16 protein-coding genes and 1 pseudogene are annotated in these 17,631 nt (G+C 64.7%); 7 read left to right on the top strand and 10 right to left on the bottom strand.

Translation table 11 applies throughout. The features are described from left to right. Nucleotides 1-27: 27 nt before the first annotated feature. Entirely contained in the window at nt 28-183 is a 156-nt protein-coding gene (locus YUU_RS56495; protein ID WP_084801505.1) for a DUF3096 domain-containing protein, read from the bottom strand. Nucleotides 184-417: 234 nt separating this feature from the next. On the opposite strand from YUU_RS56495, the gene YUU_RS0121685 reads away from it, so the two are divergent. Further along, on the top strand, nt 418-771 hold the full coding sequence (locus YUU_RS0121685) for a DUF1236 domain-containing protein (protein ID WP_027524297.1): 354 nt from the start codon (nt 418-420) through the stop codon (nt 769-771). Nucleotides 772-1,007: 236 nt separating this feature from the next. Here the strand turns inward: YUU_RS0121685 and glyS are convergent, their stop codons facing one another. The 6 genes from glyS to YUU_RS0121650 form a co-directional block, all read right to left on the bottom strand. Then, nucleotides 1,008-3,260: a glycine--tRNA ligase subunit beta gene (glyS, locus tag YUU_RS0121680; RefSeq protein ID WP_027524296.1), complete on the bottom strand. Its 2,253-nt coding sequence runs from the start codon at nt 3,258-3,260 to the stop codon at nt 1,008-1,010. Beyond that, nucleotides 3,260-4,198 (bottom strand): glycine--tRNA ligase subunit alpha, encoded by a 939-nt coding sequence (locus YUU_RS0121675; RefSeq protein ID WP_027524295.1) that lies wholly within the window; start codon nt 4,196-4,198, stop codon nt 3,260-3,262. The genes glyS and YUU_RS0121675 overlap by 1 nt, the downstream gene beginning before the upstream one ends. Nucleotides 4,199-4,411: 213 nt before the next feature. Continuing rightward, nucleotides 4,412-4,603 carry a hypothetical protein gene (locus YUU_RS0121670; RefSeq protein WP_027524294.1) on the bottom strand — a complete coding sequence of 64 codons (192 nt, stop codon included), beginning with the start codon at nt 4,601-4,603 and terminating at the stop codon, nt 4,412-4,414. A 104-nt stretch (nt 4,604-4,707) separates the two neighbouring features. Continuing rightward, the gene (locus YUU_RS0121665) at nt 4,708-5,619 is read right to left on the bottom strand and encodes a S49 family peptidase (protein WP_027524293.1); all 912 of its coding nucleotides are present in this window, start codon (nt 5,617-5,619) and stop codon (nt 4,708-4,710) included. 214 nt (nt 5,620-5,833) lie between these two features. Continuing rightward, nucleotides 5,834-6,610 (bottom strand): tRNA1(Val) (adenine(37)-N6)-methyltransferase, encoded by a 777-nt coding sequence (locus tag YUU_RS0121655; RefSeq protein ID WP_027524292.1) that lies wholly within the window; start codon nt 6,608-6,610, stop codon nt 5,834-5,836. Further along, entirely contained in the window at nt 6,603-6,830 is a 228-nt protein-coding gene (locus YUU_RS0121650; protein WP_027524291.1) for a DUF2007 domain-containing protein, read from the bottom strand. Before YUU_RS0121650 ends, YUU_RS0121655 begins: the two co-directional genes overlap by 8 nt. Before the next feature lie 129 nt (nt 6,831-6,959). Between YUU_RS0121650 and YUU_RS0121645 the strand changes: the two genes are divergently transcribed. The 5 genes and pseudogenes from YUU_RS0121645 to YUU_RS0121625 all read left to right on the top strand — a co-directional run bounded on the left by YUU_RS0121645 (nt 6,960) and on the right by YUU_RS0121625 (nt 11,781). Next, entirely contained in the window at nt 6,960-7,967 is a 1,008-nt protein-coding gene (locus tag YUU_RS0121645) for a polyprenyl synthetase family protein (protein ID WP_027524290.1), read from the top strand. Nucleotides 7,968-8,412: 445 nt separating this feature from the next. Then, a pseudogene (locus YUU_RS51325) lies at nt 8,413-8,927 on the top strand (winged helix-turn-helix transcriptional regulator). Between the two features lies 1 nt (nt 8,928). Beyond that, nucleotides 8,929-10,191 carry a beta-ketoacyl-ACP synthase II gene (gene fabF, locus YUU_RS0121635; RefSeq protein WP_027524289.1) on the top strand — a complete coding sequence of 421 codons (1,263 nt, stop codon included), beginning with the start codon at nt 8,929-8,931 and terminating at the stop codon, nt 10,189-10,191. 44 nt (nt 10,192-10,235) lie between these two features. Continuing rightward, complete coding sequence (locus tag YUU_RS0121630) at nt 10,236-10,868, top strand: LysE family translocator (protein ID WP_027524288.1); 633 nt, start codon at nt 10,236-10,238, stop codon at nt 10,866-10,868. A gap of 22 nt (nt 10,869-10,890) precedes the next feature. Further along, the gene (locus YUU_RS0121625; RefSeq protein ID WP_035663014.1) at nt 10,891-11,781 is read left to right on the top strand and encodes an alpha/beta fold hydrolase; all 891 of its coding nucleotides are present in this window, start codon (nt 10,891-10,893) and stop codon (nt 11,779-11,781) included. A 101-nt stretch (nt 11,782-11,882) separates the two neighbouring features. Here YUU_RS0121625 and YUU_RS0121620 read toward each other — a convergent pair whose 3' ends face one another. The 3 genes from YUU_RS0121620 to YUU_RS0121610 form a co-directional block, all read right to left on the bottom strand. Next, nucleotides 11,883-12,767: a 4-(cytidine 5'-diphospho)-2-C-methyl-D-erythritol kinase gene (locus YUU_RS0121620; RefSeq protein ID WP_027524286.1), complete on the bottom strand. Its 885-nt coding sequence runs from the start codon at nt 12,765-12,767 to the stop codon at nt 11,883-11,885. An 83-nt stretch (nt 12,768-12,850) separates the two neighbouring features. Then, nucleotides 12,851-14,647, bottom strand: a complete 1,797-nt coding sequence (locus tag YUU_RS0121615; protein ID WP_027524285.1) for a tetratricopeptide repeat protein — start codon at nt 14,645-14,647, stop codon at nt 12,851-12,853. Between the two features lie 281 nt (nt 14,648-14,928). Beyond that, complete coding sequence (locus YUU_RS0121610) at nt 14,929-16,590, bottom strand: electron transfer flavoprotein-ubiquinone oxidoreductase (RefSeq protein WP_027524284.1); 1,662 nt, start codon at nt 16,588-16,590, stop codon at nt 14,929-14,931. Between the two features lie 135 nt (nt 16,591-16,725). On the opposite strand from YUU_RS0121610, the gene YUU_RS0121605 reads away from it, so the two are divergent. After that, nucleotides 16,726-17,535 (top strand): uracil-DNA glycosylase family protein, encoded by an 810-nt coding sequence (locus YUU_RS0121605; protein WP_027524283.1) that lies wholly within the window; start codon nt 16,726-16,728, stop codon nt 17,533-17,535. Nucleotides 17,536-17,631: the final 96 nt, after the last annotated feature.

Genomic DNA, 17,631 nt, shown 5'->3' with positions numbered 1-17,631 from the left:
AAGTCGGACTGATGGGGGATTAGGACTTTACAGATGCAGCCACCTCAAAAGGCCAAGCCCGATCGCGCCATTCAGGATCAGAAAGATCGCGACGATCAGGTTCAGGAGCCGCGGCATGATCAGGATGAGCACGCCCGCGATCAGGGACATGATCGGCGAGATGTGGGCGATGGTGAGGTGCATGAAATATCTTTCTCGAGGCTTCTGGGTGATGCGAATCGCGGCCGGATCATACCGGGCCCGGTTCCGCGAGTAGAGACGCATGAGCCCATAGTTGAGTTCCGCCCTTCGCGAAAACTGCCTGAAATTGCCGCGGATGCGGCATTCAATCTTTGGGAACGTTGGGCAGTTGCATGCATTGGCAACCGGGGTCGCGCCACTGGCGTGGCGCCGAATCATCTTCGTGAGGAGTTGCCCATGCGGAGCAGGATTCTTGCACTTGCAGCGCTTGGCGTCGCGCTCGGCACGCCGGTCGCGGCGCAGGCGCAAGCCGACGTCACGATCGGCCGCGCGCCCGCCGTGGTCGAACGCAGCCCCGGCATCGCCGTCGAACAGCGTCCAGCGTTTCGCGACTATGTCGTCGAGCAGCGCGTACCGGCCTTCAGCGTGCCGGACCGCATCGTGGTCGGCACCGTGCTGCCGGAGACCGGCATCACCTATTACGACGTGCCGCAGCGCTTCGGCGCGACGACCTATCGCTACACCGTCGTGAACGGCGAGACCGTGCTGGTCGAACCGCGCTCACGACGCATCGTCGAGGTACTCGACTAGATGTCCGGCGCGCCTCACTGGAAGACTTGGCGCGAATAGAGTTTTCGGACATCAGGCCCTGCCCGGTCCTCCCCCCCGCCGGGCGGGGCTTTTTATGCGTGCGTTCTCGTGTCCCGGGCAAGCGAAGCGCAGACCCGGGACACGAGAAGCCGAGTGCACGCGGCGTGGGCCCCGGATCAGCAGCGCACCACGCCGCAGCTGGCGGCGCGCTGCGCAGCATCCGGGGCACGAGAGTGTCAATCCTGGATCTTCGAGAAGTCCGCCACCGCGCGCGTGGCGCTGCGGATTTCATTCAGCAGCTTCAACCGGTTCTCACGCACCTTTGCATCCTCGTCGTTGACGCGGACCTTGTCGAAGAAGGCATCGACCGGCGGACGCAGTTTTGCCATCGCGCTCATCGCGCCAGTGAAGTCTTCCTTCGCGACGGCGGCGCTTGCTTCCGCCTTCACCTCGCCGATTGCTTTCGCCAGCGCTTTCTCTTCAGCAAGGCTGTAGAGCGCCGCATCAGGCGCGCCGTCGAACGTGCGCTTGTCCTTCTTCTCCTCGATAGCGAGGATGTTGCTGGCGCGTTTTGTTCCGGCGAGCAGGTTCTTGCCGTCATCGCTGTCGAGGAACTTTCCAAGCGCCTCGACGCGGCGCACGATCATCAGCAGATCGTCCTGGCCACCGAGCGCGAACACGGCGTCGACGAGATCGTGACGCGCGCCCTGCTCACGGAGCTGGACCTTGAGGCGATCGGCGAAGAAGGATAGCAAACTTTGCGCTCGCTCAACCAAGGCTGGAAAGAAAGCTGGGTTTTCAACAGCCAGCTTGCGGGTCCACTCCGAAAAGAACGTCTCACCTCGGGAAAGCTCGGAGCCCTTCGTCCACTCGGACACTAATTGGCCGATGGCAGCGCCTGGAATGGTGCCGCCGCTCGAATAGAGACTTTGATAGATATCTCTCACTAGTTCGCCGATCCACGAGAGGAGGCGTTCGGACCAATCGAAACGAATCTCGTTCTCTAGGAGAATTCTGATTACACCTAGCGCCGCACGACGCAGTGCATACGGATCCTTACTGCCCGTCGGCTTCTCATCGATCGCCCAGAATCCGACGAGCGTGTCGATCTTGTCGGCAAGCGCCACCGCAACGCTGACCGGATCGGTCGGCACGCGATCCGCAGGCCCTTGCGGCTTGTAGTGCTCCTCGCAAGCTGCGGCGACGGAAGCATCCTCGCCCTGGGCCAGCGCGTAGTACTTGCCCATCAGGCCCTGCACTTCCGGGAATTCACCGACCACTTCGGTCAGCAAATCCGCCTTAGCCAGATGCGCGGCACGCTTCGCCTTCGCGACATCGGCGCCGACCAGCGGCGCGATCTCGGCCGCCAGGCGCTCGATGCGCTTGATCCGCTCTGCCTGCGTGCCGAGCTTCTCGTGGAACACGATCTGCTCGAATTTCGGCAGCCGGTCCTCGAGCTTCGTCTTCAGGTCGGTCTCGTAGAAGAACTTCGCGTCCGACAGCCGCGCGCGGATCACGCGCTCATTGCCGGCTACGATCGCCTTGCCGCCGTCGGTCGCCTCGATATTCGCAACCAGGATGAACTTGTTCGCGAGCTTGCCCGTTTTGGGATCGCTCACCACGAAGCACTTCTGGTTGTTGCGGATAGTAGCGCGGATCACTTCCGCCGGAATCGACAAAAATTCCTGGTCGAATGAGCCCATCAGCACGACCGGCCATTCGACGAGACCCGCGACCTCGTCGAGCAGGTTCTGGTCCTCGACGAGCTCAAAGCCCTGCGCAAATGCGAGCTGCTTGGCGTCGGTCAGGATCGAATCCTTGCGACGCTCCGGATCGAGCACGACCTTTGCGTCGAGCAGCTTTGCCTCGTAGTCCTCGAAGCGGCGGACGTTGATCGCGGCCGGCGCGAGGAAACGATGGCCGTAGGTGGTCTGGCCGGTCTCGATGCCGTCGACGGAGAAATTCACCACATCAGGCTCTTCGGTCTCGAGCCCGAAGGTCGCGGTGATCGCGTGCAGCGGACGCACCCAGTTGAGCGAACCCGGCTTGGCCGAGCGCGCGCCCCAGCGCATCGACTTCGGCCAGGGGAAGGTGCGGATGATCACGGGGAGAATCTCGGCGATCACGTCGATCGCCGCGCGGCCGGGTTTCTCGATCAGCGCGATGTAGAAGTCGCCCTTCTTGTCACTCTGGATCTTTGCTTCGCTGAGCGACGACAGACCCGTGGCTTTCAAAAATCCCTGGATCGCAGGCTCGGGTCCGCCGACGCGCGGGCCGCGGCGCTCTTCTTTCAGGTCAGGCTGGCGCACGGGGATGCCGTGCACGGTGAGCGCAATACGGCGCGGCGTCGCAAACGCTTTCGCGCCTTCATAGACGAGGCCTTCAGCAACGAGCTTGTCGGTGACCATGCGACGCAGATCGTCGGCCGCCTTGGCCTGCATGCGCGCGGGAATTTCCTCGGAGAACAGCTCCAGCAACAGATCGGGCATCAGGCCACTCCGCCCGCTTCGGTGTGGACCCAGGCTTCGCCACAGGCCTTGGCCAGCTCGCGCACCCGGAAAATGTAGCTCTGGCGCTCCGTCACCGAGATGACGCCGCGCGCGTCGAGCAGATTGAACACGTGGCTCGCCTTGATGCACTGATCATAGGCCGGCAGCGCCATCAGGTGCTCCCTGCGGTTGCTGGCTTCGCGCCAGCCGGCCGCGAGGTATTTCTTGCATGCTTCTTCCGCCATCTTGAACTGCTCGAACAGCATCGCGGTGTCGGCATGCTCGAAATTGTGCCGCGAATATTCCTGCTCGGCCTGGAAGAACACGTCGCGGTAAGTGACCTTCTGGTCGCCTTCGCGGCCGTTGAAGTTGAGGTCCATGATGCGGTCGACGCCCTGCAGATAACAGGCAAGCCGCTCGAGCCCATAGGTCAGTTCGCCCGCGACCGGCGCACATTCCACGCCGGCGACCTGCTGGAAGTAGGTGAACTGCGACACTTCCATGCCGTCGCACCAGCATTCCCAGCCGAGGCCCCACGCGCCCAGCGTCGGGCTCTCCCAGTCGTCCTCGACGAAGCGGATGTCGTGCACGGCGGAGTCGATGCCGATCGCGGCGAGCGACTTCAGGTACAGCTCCTGGAGGTCCGGCGGCGACGGCTTGAGGATCACCTGGAACTGGTAATAGTGCTGGAGCCGGTTGGGGTTCTCGCCGTAGCGGCCGTCCTTCGGCCGGCGCGAAGGCTGCACATAGGCAGCATTCCACGGCTTCGGGCCGAGCGCGCGCAGGGTGGTCGCAGGGTGGAAGGTGCCGGCGCCGACCTCCATGTCGTAGGGCTGGAGGATCACGCAGCCGTAATCCGCCCAATAGCGTTGCAGCGCCAGGATCAGGCCCTGGAACGAGCGGTCCGGGCGCATATGGGCGGGCAATGAGGCGTCCATCGTCAGGTCAGGCTTTCGCGGGGGGTTTTGAATCGCGCGGGACCGTATCGACGGCGGCGGTGGGAATCAAGGCAAAGGGGGCCCAAAATGGCTGTCATTCCGGGGCGATGCGACGGGACCGTGCAAGCGCGGCCCGGAGCATCGAACCCGGAAGCTCAAGATTCCGGGTTCGCCCTTCGGGCGCCCCGGAATGACAGCGTGAAAATCGAGTAGCTAACCCGGGCGGTACGCCCCGGTGACGGGGTCGCGCTTCAGCGTCTGGATTTCCCCCATGCGGGCGGCTTCGGCGACGCGCGACAGGCGCATCTCCTCCAGCTCCTGGTTGATCCGGACAGCGGTCTTGTAGGCCCAGCGGACCACGGCTAGCCCGCCCAGGACGCCCGCGAATGCAACGAACGGCGGCATCGGTCGATCCTTGTTCAATGCTCAGCCCCCACGCGTATTCTCGCGCAGACGGGCCCGCGCCGCAATTGGCTTGGTTCGGACCAAATGGCGCGGGCCGGCGGCTGCTAGAACCCGAATTTCGCCCAAATCGCCCGTGTTTCCAGCGCCGAAATCAGCTCATCCGGCAGCCCAACCATCCCTTCCAGGGCCGAAAGCTGGCCAGCGCCGGGCGATTTGCGGCCAAACAGGCCCGACAGCAGCCCGGTCGGCTGCGCGATCACGGGGGTGAGAACCTTCTCGCCATAACGGGCACGAAGAGTTGAGCGGAGATCGCCGATCCCATCGGCAAGGCCCAGCGAGATTGCGGTGTCGCCCGCCCAATATTCGCCGGTGAACAGCGTGTCCTCGTCGCCCTTCAGCCGCGCGCCCCGGCTCTCCTTCACCAGCGTAATGAAGATCGCGTGGATCTCGCGCTGGAGCTTCTTCAGCCGCGCCACGTCATCAGGGTTTTCGGGCAGGAACGGATCGAGCATCGCCTTGTGCTCGCCGGCGGTATAGAGACGCCGCTCGATGCCGAGCCGCTTGATCGCCTCCTGGAATCCGAAGCTGCCGCCGACCACGCCGATGGAGCCGAGGATCGAGGACGGATCGCAGAAGATCTCATCGCCCGCGCAGGCGATCATGTAGCCGCCGGAAGCGGCGACGTCCTCGACGAACACCAAGACCTTAAGCTTCTTCTCGGCCGCAAGCTGCTTGATGCGCAGATAGATCTGGCGCGACTGCACCGGCGAGCCGCCGGGCGAGTTGATCACCAGCGCCACTGCCTTGGCATTGCGAACCGAGAAGGCCCGCTCCAGCACCCGCGCGACGCCCGCGAGCGTCATGCCCGGGCGCAGCGGCGTCACCGCGCCGATCACGCCCGACAGTCGCACCACCGGCACGATCGCGGCGCCGGGGCGAAAGCGCGCAGGCAGATATTCCATGAACCTGTCGGCCAGGCCGGACGACTCACTACGATGACTCAATTGTTCGGCCATGCCGTTACCTCGTCTTAACCACTTTTTATCACGCGACTGTCATTGGAAGTGCCTGGAACGTGTTTTGCAAAGTCTCCATTGAGAGGCTGCAATGGCGAAGCGGAGGGCACAATGAAGATCTATCTGTTGATCATGCTGATGGGTGCGCTGTTCGCGGCGATTCGCTTCACCACAGCGCAGGAACAGCAGTCGAGTTCGCTTCCCCAGTAGATCTTCAAGCTGTCGCCAGCGGCAGTACCGCCCTCCCCGCAAGCACGTCCCGTAACTCTTTTTTAGGCACGCGTGACTCCTCGTTGAGCATCAGGCTCGCCAGCATGCGCGTCGGCGCCCTGCCGCCTTTGATGGCGCGGACCAGCACGCGGATCGCGGGCTTTTCCGCGTCACCGTGAACCGGCAACACCGAGAGGCTCCCGAAGCCGCGTGACAGCGCTGTCAGTACGTCTGCTATCCCATCTGCGCGCCAGATCAAGGTCAGCGCGCCACCGGATTTGAGAATACGCCGCGCTGCATGCACCCAGGCATGCAGCGTCTCCGCTGTCGCGACATGTGCGACGTGACGCGCCTGGTCCGGAGAGCCGCGATGGCGCCCGGCATCGTTGAAGGGCGGATTCATCAGGACGACGTCGACGCTGTCCGGCAGAAGGCCGCTTGCCGCGAAGCTCGCTGCACCGGCCGTGACGTCGAGGACGATCGCCTCGGCGTCAATCGCATTCGCGGCCGCATTGGCGCGCGCGAGGCTGCCAAGCTCCGGATCGATCTCGACCAGTGTCAGGTTGATCCCGGGGACGCGATGCGCCAGCGCTAGCCCCGCCGCGCCGACGCCAGCGCCAAAATCGACGACGCGATCGCCTGCCTTGGCAGCGGTCGCCGCGGCCAGCAGGATCGCATCGTGGCCGGACCGGTGGCCGGACCGCTTCTGCCTCAAGTGCAGTTGCCCGCCGAGAAACGCGTCCTCGGTGACGTCATCGACGTTCGGGGCAAGCTCAGTCATCGCCGCGCAATTCGTGGCTGAGGCCGGCCTCGGTCAGGAGCTGTCGCGCCTCGCTGGCGTCATCCTCATGGACCAGGATTCGCCGCGGCAGGATGCCGAGCGAGCCCTCGATGATGCTCATGTTCTGGTCCAGCACCAGATGGTGGATGTTGGCGCCGTCGAGCAGCGCGCCGATCGCCGACACCAGCACCATGTCGTTGGTCCGAACCAGTTCGCGCAAAACGAGCCTCCTGCCTGACGCGGGTTGGGCGGAAATGTCAATGGTTCCGCGGCACTTGCCGCGTCCGCCCGCAGTTTCTATTGTCTTGTCGTCAGAATAGCCCTTCCCGGGCAAATATTGGAGACCGGCGTGGCCGTAATCGTACCTTTCGAAACTCCCGGCGCGTCGATCGAAGAGCTGGTTGCCCTTGTCGCCCCTGACATGGAGCGCGTCAATGCGACCATACTGTCGCGGACCGGCTCCGAGGTGACCATGATCCCGGAGGTGGCCAACCACCTCATCTCCTCCGGCGGCAAGCGCCTGCGGCCGATGCTCACCCTCGCCATGGCCAACCTCGCCGGTTACACCGGGGACGGCCATATCAAGCTCGCCGCCTCCGTCGAGTTCATGCATACAGCAACCCTGCTGCACGACGACGTCGTCGACGAGAGCGAGATGCGGCGCGGCAAATTGTCGGCGCGCATGCTCTGGGGCAACGAGGCGAGCGTGCTGGTCGGCGACTTCCTGCTGGGACAAGCTTTCCGCATGATGGTCGAGGTCGGCTCGCTGCGCGCGCTCGACATCCTCTCGGCAGCGGCCGCAACCATCGCCGAAGGCGAGGTGATGCAACTCGCGGCCGCCAAGAACACCGCGACCACCGAGGACGAATATCTCGCCGTGATCCGCGCCAAGACCGCAGAATTGTTCGCGGCCGCCTGCGAGGTTGGGCCGGTACTCGCCAACCGTCCGAAGGCCGAGCAGACCGCCTGCCGCTCGGTCGGCATGAATCTCGGCATCGCCTTCCAGCTCGTCGATGACGTGCTCGACTATGGCGGCAAGAGCGCCAAGCTCGGCAAGAACACCGGCGACGATTTCCGCGAAGGCAAGATCACGCTGCCCGTGGTGCTCGCCTTCCGCCGCGGCAACGACACCGAGCGCGCCTTCTGGATCCGGGCGCTGGAGCGCGGCGAGATCGGCGACACCGATCTCGATCACGCCATCGGGCTGATGAACAAGCACCGCGCGCTCGAGGACACGCTGAGCCGCGCCCAGCACTACGGCGCCATGGCCGTGGATGCGCTGGCGCTGTTCCCGCCCTCGCCGATGAAGAGCGCGCTGGAGCAGGTCGTGGCGTTCTGCCTGGCGCGGTCGCATTAGGCGCGACGGCCTGACGCTCCTATTGATTCAGCACCACCGTTAGCCCCGTCATCCTGAGGCGCGATGCATGGGACGCAACGCGTCCCATGGAGAGCCTCGAAGGATGGACGGCCGAGCTGCAGCCGGGCCCTCACCCTTCGAGGCTCGCTCAGCGGCGCAGTTGCGCCGCCGAGCCCGGACCTCAGGATGACGACGATATGTAGGAGCTTGCTGTATCGACATCGTCATTGCGAGCGTAGCGAAGCACTCCAGAATCCCTCCACAGAGACTGACTGGACTGCTTCGCTGCGCTCGCAATGACGGAGCAAGGTTCGTAGGCGTCAGTCTCCAATCCACATTCGAAATCACGGACGCGGCTTCGCGTTCCAGGTCACTTCTTACCCGCACCTGCTGCAGGCCAGTCAGTTACTTGCATTTTGCAAGTTACTCACCTACCTTCCCGGCCATGCAGCCCAAATCCCCCTCCATCCTGGAATGCCCGGTCGGCCGCGCCGTGGAGACGGTCGGCGAGTGGTGGAGCATTTTGATCCTGCGGGACGCGTTTCAGGGCGCAACAAAGTTCGACGAGTTTTCGCGAGGCCTCGGGATCGCGCCGAACATCCTGTCGCGGCGCTTGCCCATCTCACCGAGAGCGGGATGTTCGTGCGCCGTCGCTATCATGAGCGGCCGCCGCGCTACGAATATGTGCTGACGGACAAAGCCCGGGATTTCTTTCCCGTGGTCGTGGCGCTGCTGGCCTGGGGCAACAAGCATCTCGCGCCGGAAGGCGAATCCGTCGTGCTGGCAAGCCGAGACGATCGCCGCCCACTCGATCCGGTCGTGGTCGATGCCGCCGACAAGCGTCCGATCACGCTCGCCACTGCCACCGTCATCGCAGGGCCCCGCGCCAGCCGCGGTATGCGCAAGCGGCTCGTTTCGCTCAAGGCCATGAACCCGGCCGTTGCGCCGGTGGGAGACTGACATGCGTCGCATCGTGGTGACGGGACTGGGGGCGGTGTCACCGCTCGGCTGCGGCGTCGAACTTGCCTGGCGGCGGCTCCTCGCCGGCCAAAGCGGACTGCGCGCGCTGCCTGAATGGGCGCAGGCGCTCCCCGCACGCATCGCCGGTCTCGTGCCCGACAAGACCGACGACGCGGAGGGCGGCTTCGACCCAGCGCAGGCCGCCGCGCCAAAGGACCAGCGCAAGATGGACCGCTTCATCCTGTTCGCGCTGCTCGCCGCCGCCGAGGCGATCGCGCAGGCCAAATGGACGCCGCAGGACACGGCGGCGCTGGAGCGGACCGCAACGATCATCGCTTCCGGCGTCGGCGGATTCCCGGCGATGGCGGAGGCGGTGCGCATCACCGAGCAACGCGGCGCGCGCCGCCTCTCGCCATTCACGATCCCTTCGTTCCTCGCCAATCTCGCGGCGGGCCAAGTCTCGATCAAATACGGTTACAAGGGAGCGCTGGGCGCGCCGGTCACTGCATGCGCCGCAGGCGTTCAGGCAATCGGCGATGCCGCGCGCATGATCCGCGCGGGTGAAGCCGACATCGCGATCTGCGGCGGCGCGGAGGCCTGCATCGATATCGTCAGCCTCGGCGGCTTCGCAGCGGCGCGCGCGCTGTCGAGTGGGTTCAACGACGAGCCCGCACGCGCCTCGCGCCCGTTCGATCGCGACCGCGACGGTTTTGTCATGGGCGAAGGGGCAGGCATTGTGGTGATCGAAGCGCTGGAGCATGCGCTGGCGCGAGGCGCCTCGCCGATGGCAGAAATCGTCGGATACGGTACCACCGCGGACGCCTATCACATGACATCGGGTCCGCCGGACGGCGACGGCGCGAGGCGTGCCATGGAGATCGCGCTCCGGCAGGCGCGGCTCGCGCCCGCTGACGTGCAGCATCTGAACGCACATGCAACATCGACGCCCGCCGGCGACGAGAGCGAGCTTGGCGCGATCGCCGGGCTGTTCGGCCGCAATCGAACCATCGCTGTGAGCGCGACCAAATCGGCCACCGGCCACCTGCTCGGAGCCGCCGGTGGCCTGGAGGCGATCTTCACCGTCCTCGCCTTGCGCGACCAGATCGCGCCGCCGACGCTCAATCTCGAAAATCCCGATACGGGCGCGGACGGTATCGACATCGTCTCCGGCACCGCTCGACCGATGCCAATGCAGCACGCCATCTCCAACGGTTTCGGCTTCGGCGGGGTGAATGCCAGCGTGATCTTCCGCCGGTTCGATTAGACGAGAGGGCTTGCAATCGCCGCAAGCTTCGCTACGAAAACAGGATGAGCGACACGAATTTCTGGCTGTTCCTCGCCGCCGCCATCGTCATTGCGCTCGTTCCCGGCCCGGGCATCTTCTATGTCGCGGCGCGGACCTTGTCGGAAGGGCGGACAAGCGGATTTGCCTCGACGGCCGGCACGGCTCTGGGCGGCATGGTTCATGTGGTCGCGGGCAGCCTCGGCATCTCCGCCATCATCCTTGCGAGCGCCGAGCTCTTTGCCGCCGTGAAGTTCGCGGGCGCGCTGTATCTGGTCTGGCTCGGCATCCGGACCTTTTGCAGTGCCGGCCGGCTCCAGACGCTGGAGGCGGAGCCCGTCGGCGACAAGCGCGCCTTCCGCGACGGCGTGCTGGTCGAGGCACTGAACCCGAAGACAGCGGCGTTCTTCCTGGCCTTCATCCCGCAGTTTCTCGAACCGTCCGCCGCCAGCCCCACGCTGCAATTCATCCTGCTCGGCGCGATCTCGGTGACGCTGAACACGCTCGCCGATGTCGTCGTCGTGCTGATGGCCTCCCTCACCCGCGCGCAACTGATCGGCCGGCCGCGACTCGTGCAGCGCTTGACGCAAGGCTCCGGCGTTTTCATCGCAGGTCTCGGCCTCTCCCTCGCGCTGGCGCGGCGGCCGGTGCAAAGCTAGCGAGCCGCAGGGCCGTGGCATGATGCTCGCTCCAAAAAGTCGCTTCTACGAGTCTCACGGCCTGCGGCTGCATTGTGCCGACTGGGGCAATGAGGGAGCGCCAGTCGTCATCCTGGTCCATGGCGGCCGCGATCATTGCCGGAGCTGGGACGTCATCGCGCGCGCGTTGCAGCCGCATTTTCACGTGCTCGCGCCAGACCTTCGCGGCCACGGCGATTCCGACTGGACCAAAGGCGGCAGCTACGCGCTGACGGAATACGTCTACGATCTGACCCATCTCGTCCGTGCCATCGCCGCGCCAGAGGTTATCCTCGTCGGCCATTCGATGGGCGGGATGGTGAGCCTGATCTATTCGGCATCGTTTCCGGAGCAGGTATCTGCGCTGGTGATTCTCGACGGCGTGACCGTCCTGCCGGATGCGCAAAAGGCTCCGACGCACGAGCGCATCACCAAATGGGTCGGCCAGCTCGACAAATTGCATGACCGCGCACCGCGCTCCTATCGCACGATCGAGGACGCTGCGGCGCAGATGAGAACCTACAACAAACGCCTGTCGCGCGAGCTGGCGCTGCACCTTGCAACGCACGGGGTGCGGCAAAACGAGGATGGCAGCTATCGCTGGAAGTTCGATCCCTACCAGCGCGTCACAGCGCCGCAGCGGCTCTGGCCGGATGATCACGTCGAACTGTGGGGGCGCATCACCTGCCCCACGCTGCTCTTGAACGCGGACGAGAGTTTTCTCGCCGCCTCGAAAGCGGCGGGCCTGGAGCGCTACTTCCGACAAGCGCGCATCGAAATGATCTCCGGGGCCGGACACTGGCTGCATCACGACCGACCGAAAGAGGTGCTTGGCGCGATCCGGCGGTTTCTCGGGGTGGCGGATGAAGGCGGAGGCTTGGCTCAGCCTCAGTAGGGTTTGCAAAGGCGCGACAACGCCGTGCCCACCATGCATCCAGATCGGGGGACGGAAGTGGTGGGCACGCTTTCGCTTTGCCCACCTTACGGCGGCAGAGCTTAACTCAACGTCCCCGCATGCACCCACCAGGTGGGGTGGTCGTGGCGGATCGTCTCGGCTGCGGCATGCGCCTCGGCAGGTCCGCCGAAGATCGCAAAGCAGGTGGCGCCCGAACCCGACATGCGGGCGAGCTTGACGCCGGCACAGGCGCGCAAGGAATCCAGCACGTCACCGATCACCGGCTCGATGCGCATTGCGGGGGCCTCGAGATCGTTGGCGACGGTCGCAAGCACGTCGACCCAGTCTGCGGTCGAGGCGCCCTCCTCCGGCCAGGCCGGCGCTTCGAGGACGTCGGTGGCACCGACCAAAAGCTCGCCGTTGCGCAGGCCCAGCGCCTGGAACACGTCCTTGGTCGCCACCGGCACGCGCGGGTTCACCATCACACTGGGCATGCTCGGCAGCATCAGCGGCAGGAGCTGCTCGCCTACGCCGGTCATGTCGCAGGCGCGCGAGAGCAGACACACCGGCACATCTGCGCCGGTCGCAAGTGCGACCTCCTGCAAGCGGGGATCATCGAGCGACAGATTGTTCAGGCGCGCGAGCAGCCGCAAGGCGGCCGCGGCATCCGCCGAGCCGCCGCCGATACCGGCTGCGACGGGAAGCACCTTGTCGAGCGCGAAGGCGCCGAGCTTCAGGTTCGGCACGGCCTCAGTGAGAAGCCTTGCCGCCTTGAGCACGAGATTGTCGGCGGTGTCGCCACAGGCTGCAGCCAACGGACCCGCGGTGGTGAGCTTCAGCTCTTCGCCCGGCTCGAGCGTAAGACGATCGGCGCAATCGGCGAATGCGACCACGCTTTCGAGATCATGATAGCCGTCGGTGCGACGGCCGACGACGCGAAGGCTCAAATTGACCTTCGCGCGCCCCTCTTCAATCAACGCCGGCATCGGCGACCAACCCCCAACTCTATTCTTGCGCATGATCTTATCGGAAAACCGCTACACACTTTTCCGGATCATGCGCGCCCCGATCAACCGCCCTTGCCGTCGTCCTTCTTCTTCTCTGCCTGCGCGGCCGAAGAATTCGAATTGTCGTCGGTCAGACCGTTGGCGATCTTGGCTTCGATCTTCGGCAGATCATCCGGCTCGGGCTTCAGATCGCGCGCATGCGACCACTGGAATTTGGCTTCCAAAGCGCGGCCGATGCGCCAGTAGGCGTCGCCGAGATGGTCGTTGATGGTGGGATCCTCGGGCTTCAGGTCGATCGCACGCTCGAGGTTCTTCACCGCCTCCTCGTAGTTGCCGATGCGGTAATAGGCCCAGCCGAGCGAGTCGACGATATAGCCGTCGTCGGGCCGCTGCTCGACGGCGCGCTTGATCATCTTCATGCCGTCGTCGAGATTGACGCCCTGGTCGATCCAAGAATAGCCGAGATAGTTGAGGACATGCGGCTGGTCGGGCTGGAGCTCGAGCGCCTTCTTCATGTCGGCTTCCGCCTTGCCCCACTGCTTGGAGCGCTCCTCGCAGATGCCGCGATAGTAGTACCAGACGCTGTTGGACTTGTCGGCGCCGGCCGGCAGCACCTCGATGCCTTGCGAATAGGTCGCACCGCAATCACCGAACTTCTTGCGGCCGCGCTCGATATTGCCGAGCGCCATGATGGCTTCGAGATCCTTCGGATCTTCCAGGACCACGGATTTGAGGATTTTGATCGCCTCGTCGGTCTTGTCGGCGGAGTCGAGATCGACCGCGAGCTGGATCTGCGCGTTGCGCTTCAACGGCGAGCTCGCCGGCACGCGCTCATAGACCTTGATCGCCATCTGCGGCCGCTTCACCGATTCATAGAGGTCGGCGAGCGAGAGCAGGGCGAGCGGATGGCTCGGCTGGAGATAGAGCGCGAGCTGGAGATAGACCAGCGCGAGGTCCTCGCCGCCGCGACGGGTCAGCGTGGCGCCGATGCCGTAGAGCGCTTCGGCCGCACCTGCTTGCGCAGAATCGATCAGCGGCGGCATCTTCTTGCCGGCACGGGTCTCGCGCAGGCCCTCCTGGATCAGCGGATGACGGGCGAGCTTCTTGTCGAAGGCCTCGTAGACCGTGGTCGCGGCGGCCGCATCCTTGTTGCGCGACAGCCAGCGCGCATAGGCTTCCGTGATGCGCAGCATGGAATCGTCGAGCTTGTAGGCGCGCTCGAAGCGGGTTCCGGCGTCCTTCTCCTTGCCCGCGAGCTCGAGGATCATGCCGGCATGGAGGTCCTTGAACAGCGGATACCATTCCGGGCCGGTCAGCTTGTCGATGCTGGCGACGGCGGCCTTCGAGTCACCCGCGCCATAGGCGGCCCAGCCGGACAACAGCGTCGCGACCAGATCGGTGATCGGCCCGCGGATCGACTGGTTGATGTTGCTCTGGGCGGTCGCATATTTCTTCATCTTCAGGTCGTGCACGCCGACCACGAGGCGCGCGACCCGGTTCGACTTGTCGATCGTCAGGATGCGCTCGGCGAGCTTGACGGCTTCGTCGATGTCGCCATCCGCGACGGAGGAGATGAAGGCGCGGTCGAGCAGCTCGTTGTTCTTGGGATCGGTGCGCAGCGCCGAGCGGTAGAAGGCGGCCGCGGACGAGGCGTCACGTTCGACGCTGGCGTGGCGCGCAGCGAGATAGCTGCCTGCGCCGGTGAGCGACTTCAAATCATTCCGGGTCGGAAACTGCACCGCCGTGTCGGCCGGATGATCCGGCGTCTGCGCCAGGACCGCACCGGGGACCGCGACGATCGCAGAGCCAGCAAGGGCGATGGCAGCAGCAGTCCAGCGGTTGAAACGATTTGAAAACATCAGGGCTCGCCTTAAGTTTGGAAAGTCGGGGTCGTCTCGCTTGCAAACGCGACCGGTGGCATCGGGACCCGGAACCGTCATGGCCGGGAACAATGCCGCTTTTGGCGCCCAATCGCAAGGATTCGGCGGGGTTTTCGGAAGCCGATTCGGCGCTCGCCCTTACCGGCCCTGTCCGCCCCAAGATCCTGCCCAAGACGCTTTTACTATGGCCTTATCGTGGCCGCGGACGGTGATCCGCGGCCAGTGCCCCTCACGCAATCGTGCGGCAGTTTGCCCGAATCCTACATGGCCTCGTAGTTCGGCCCGCCGCCGCCCTCCGGCGGAACCCAGGTGATGTTGCCATTCGGATCCTTCACGTCGCAGGTCTTGCAGTGGACGCAATTCTGGGCGTTGATCTGGAAGCGCGGAGCCGCGCCCTCCTCCACCCATTCATAGACGCCGGCCGGGCAGTAACGGTTCGAGGGACCGGCAAAGACGTCGTGCTCCGAGGTCTTCTGAAGGTTCATGTCCGCAACCTTCAGATGAACCGGTTGGTCCTCTTCGTGGTTGGTGTTGGACAGGAAGACCGACGACAGCTTGTCGAAGGAAATCTTGCCGTCCGGCTTCGGATAGTTCTTCGGTGCGTGGATCTTCGCCGGATCGAGCGTGGCGCGGTCGGGCTTGGCGTGCGACTGCGTGCCGAACAGCGAGACACCGAACAGCGTGTTGCACCACATGTCGAAGCCGCCGAGCGCGACACCGAGCACGGTGCCGAACTTCGACCATAGCGGCTTGACGTTGCGCACCAGGAACAAGTCCTTGCCGACCGAGGACGAGCGCCACGCGTTCTCGTATTCAACCAGTTCGTCATTGGCGCGGCCCGCGGCGAGCGCGGCCGCGACATGCTCGGCGGCGAGCATGCCCGAGCCCATCGCGTTGTGCACGCCCTTGATGCGCGGCACGTTGACGAAGCCCGCGGCACAGCCGATCAGCGCGCCGCCGGGAAAGCTGAGCTTCGGCACGGACTGGTAGCCGCCTTCGGTGATGGCGCGCGCACCATAGGCGAGCCTCTTGCCCCCTTCAAAGGTGCCGCGGATCGAGGGATGGGTCTTGAAGCGCTGGAACTCGTCGAACGGCGACAGATACGGATCGTCGTAGTTGAGATGCACGACGAAGCCGACAGCGACGAGATTGTCGTCGTAATGATATAGGAACGAGCCGCCGCCGGTCTTCATGTCGAGCGGCCAGCCGAAGGAATGCTGGATCATCCCCTTCTGATGTTTGGCGGGATCGATCTGCCAGACTTCCTTCAGGCCAATGCCGAATTTCGCCGGCTCGCTCTTCGCGTCCAGCGCGAACTTGGCGATGAGTTGCTTGGTCAGGCTGCCGCGCGCGCCCTCGGCGAACAGCGTGTACTTGCCGAGCAATTCCATGCCGCGGGTAAAGGAGTCCTTCGGCTTGCCGTCCCTGCCGATGCCCATGTCGCCGGTGGCGATGCCCTTCACCGTACCGTTCTCGTCATAGAGCACTTCGGCGGCCGCAAAGCCGGGATAGATCTCGACGCCGAGCGCTTCCGCTTTCCGCGCCAGCCAGCGGCAGACATTGCCGAGCGAGCCGATGTAGCAATGATGATTGTTCATCAGCGGCGGCATCACGAAGTTCGGCAGCTTGATCGCGCCGCCCGCCGTCATCCAGTAGAAGCGGTCGTCCTTGACCGCTGTTTTCAGCGAGCAGTCGGGATCATTCCGCCAGTCGGGAATCAGCTTGTCGAGGCCGGCCGGATCAATCACCGCACCCGAAAGAATATGCGCGCCGACTTCCGAGCCCTTCTCCACCACGACGATGTTGAGATCGGCGTTGAGCTGCTTCAGCCGGATCGCGGCCGACAGGCCCGAGGGGCCGGCGCCGACGATGACGACGTCGAATTCCATGGATTCGCGCGGGGGAAGTTCTTCGGTGCTCATCTGATCTCAGCCCTTGAGACGGTCCTTGGTCGTTTGCGCCCCCTTGTTTCCGATTTTTCCGGGCAGGACAACCTCGGAAATGCGTTTCGCTGGGATGCAAGGGCCCCTAAACTGACCTAAATGTCATAAGTTGCCATGATCAACGAACCCGCCCCCACCGTCCGCGAGCTGCTGGCCTTCTATCTGGAGGCCGGCGTCGACTGCGCGCTTGCCGAGGAACCGATCGATCGGCTCGCCGAACCGGAGGCGCCGCCCCCGGCCGCGCGCGCGGTTCAACCGGTCGAGGCGCCGCGGCCCGTCGCAGCGCCCGCCGTGATGCGCGGCGAGGCTGCGCCCGCGCCTGACGTTGCGATTGCGTCAGCGCGCGAAGCGGCGCGGACCGCACCGACGCTGGAAGCGCTGCGCGAGCTGATGCAGAATTTCGACGGCTGCGCGCTGAAGAACACCGCGACGCAGCTGGTGTTCGCCGACGGCAACCCGGAAGCGCGCATCATGTTCGTCGGCGAGGCGCCGGGTCGTGATGAGGACATCGAAGGCCTTCCCTTTGTCGGGCGCTCGGGAAAGCTGCTCGACCGCATGATCGGCGCGATCGGGCTCGACCGCAGCAAGGCCTATATCGCCAACGTCATTCCGTGGCGGCCGCCCGGCAACCGCACGCCGACGCCGCAGGAGACGCAAACCTGCCTGCCCTTCATCCAACGCCAGATCGAGCTCGTGAATCCCGACGTGCTGGTGACGCTCGGCAATCCCTCGACGCAGACGCTGCTCTCAACGCGCGAAGGCATCATGCGCACCCGCGGGCGCTGGTTCGACTACGACACGGGCGGACGCGTCATCCGCGCATTGCCGACGTTCCATCCGGCCTATCTGCTGCGCTCGCCGTCCTACAAGCGCCTGGCCTGGCAGGATCTGCGCACGATCGCGAAGGTGCTGGCGACGTCGTGAGGGTCGCCATGCCCCCTCCCCGTCATTGCGAGCGCAGCGAAGCAATCCAGACTATCACCGCGGTGGGATTCTGGATTGCTTCGTCGCTTCGCTCCT

This window comes from Bradyrhizobium sp. Ec3.3 (assembly GCF_000472925.1).
Taxonomy (GTDB): Bacteria; Pseudomonadota; Alphaproteobacteria; order Rhizobiales; family Xanthobacteraceae; genus Bradyrhizobium.
Note: the sequence above shows the minus strand (reverse complement) of the source record. Positions and strands in the feature narration are given on the sequence as shown.

What these genes read in the sequence shown, in the direction of transcription:
- YUU_RS0121610 (WP_027524284.1), bottom strand. Translation starts at nt 16,590, where the DNA reads ATGAGCACCGAAGAACTTCCCCCGCGCGAATCCATGGAATTCGACGTC.
- YUU_RS0121685 (WP_027524297.1), top strand. Translation starts at nt 418, where the DNA reads ATGCGGAGCAGGATTCTTGCACTTGCAGCGCTTGGCGTCGCGCTCGGC.
- YUU_RS0121670 (WP_027524294.1), bottom strand. Translation starts at nt 4,603, where the DNA reads ATGCCGCCGTTCGTTGCATTCGCGGGCGTCCTGGGCGGGCTAGCCGTG.
- YUU_RS0121665 (WP_027524293.1), bottom strand. Translation starts at nt 5,619, where the DNA reads ATGGCCGAACAATTGAGTCATCGTAGTGAGTCGTCCGGCCTGGCCGAC.
- YUU_RS0121605 (WP_027524283.1), top strand. Translation starts at nt 16,726, where the DNA reads ATGATCAACGAACCCGCCCCCACCGTCCGCGAGCTGCTGGCCTTCTAT.
- glyS (WP_027524296.1), bottom strand. Translation starts at nt 3,260, where the DNA reads ATGCCCGATCTGTTGCTGGAGCTGTTCTCCGAGGAAATTCCCGCGCGC.
- YUU_RS0121625 (WP_035663014.1), top strand. Translation starts at nt 10,891, where the DNA reads ATGCTCGCTCCAAAAAGTCGCTTCTACGAGTCTCACGGCCTGCGGCTG.
- YUU_RS56495 (WP_084801505.1), bottom strand. Translation starts at nt 183, where the DNA reads ATGCACCTCACCATCGCCCACATCTCGCCGATCATGTCCCTGATCGCG.
- YUU_RS0121655 (WP_027524292.1), bottom strand. Translation starts at nt 6,610, where the DNA reads ATGACTGAGCTTGCCCCGAACGTCGATGACGTCACCGAGGACGCGTTT.
- YUU_RS0121620 (WP_027524286.1), bottom strand. Translation starts at nt 12,767, where the DNA reads ATGCCGGCGTTGATTGAAGAGGGGCGCGCGAAGGTCAATTTGAGCCTT.
- fabF (WP_027524289.1), top strand. Translation starts at nt 8,929, where the DNA reads ATGCGTCGCATCGTGGTGACGGGACTGGGGGCGGTGTCACCGCTCGGC.
- YUU_RS0121630 (WP_027524288.1), top strand. Translation starts at nt 10,236, where the DNA reads ATGAGCGACACGAATTTCTGGCTGTTCCTCGCCGCCGCCATCGTCATT.
- YUU_RS0121675 (WP_027524295.1), bottom strand. Translation starts at nt 4,198, where the DNA reads ATGGACGCCTCATTGCCCGCCCATATGCGCCCGGACCGCTCGTTCCAG.
- YUU_RS0121615 (WP_027524285.1), bottom strand. Translation starts at nt 14,647, where the DNA reads ATGTTTTCAAATCGTTTCAACCGCTGGACTGCTGCTGCCATCGCCCTT.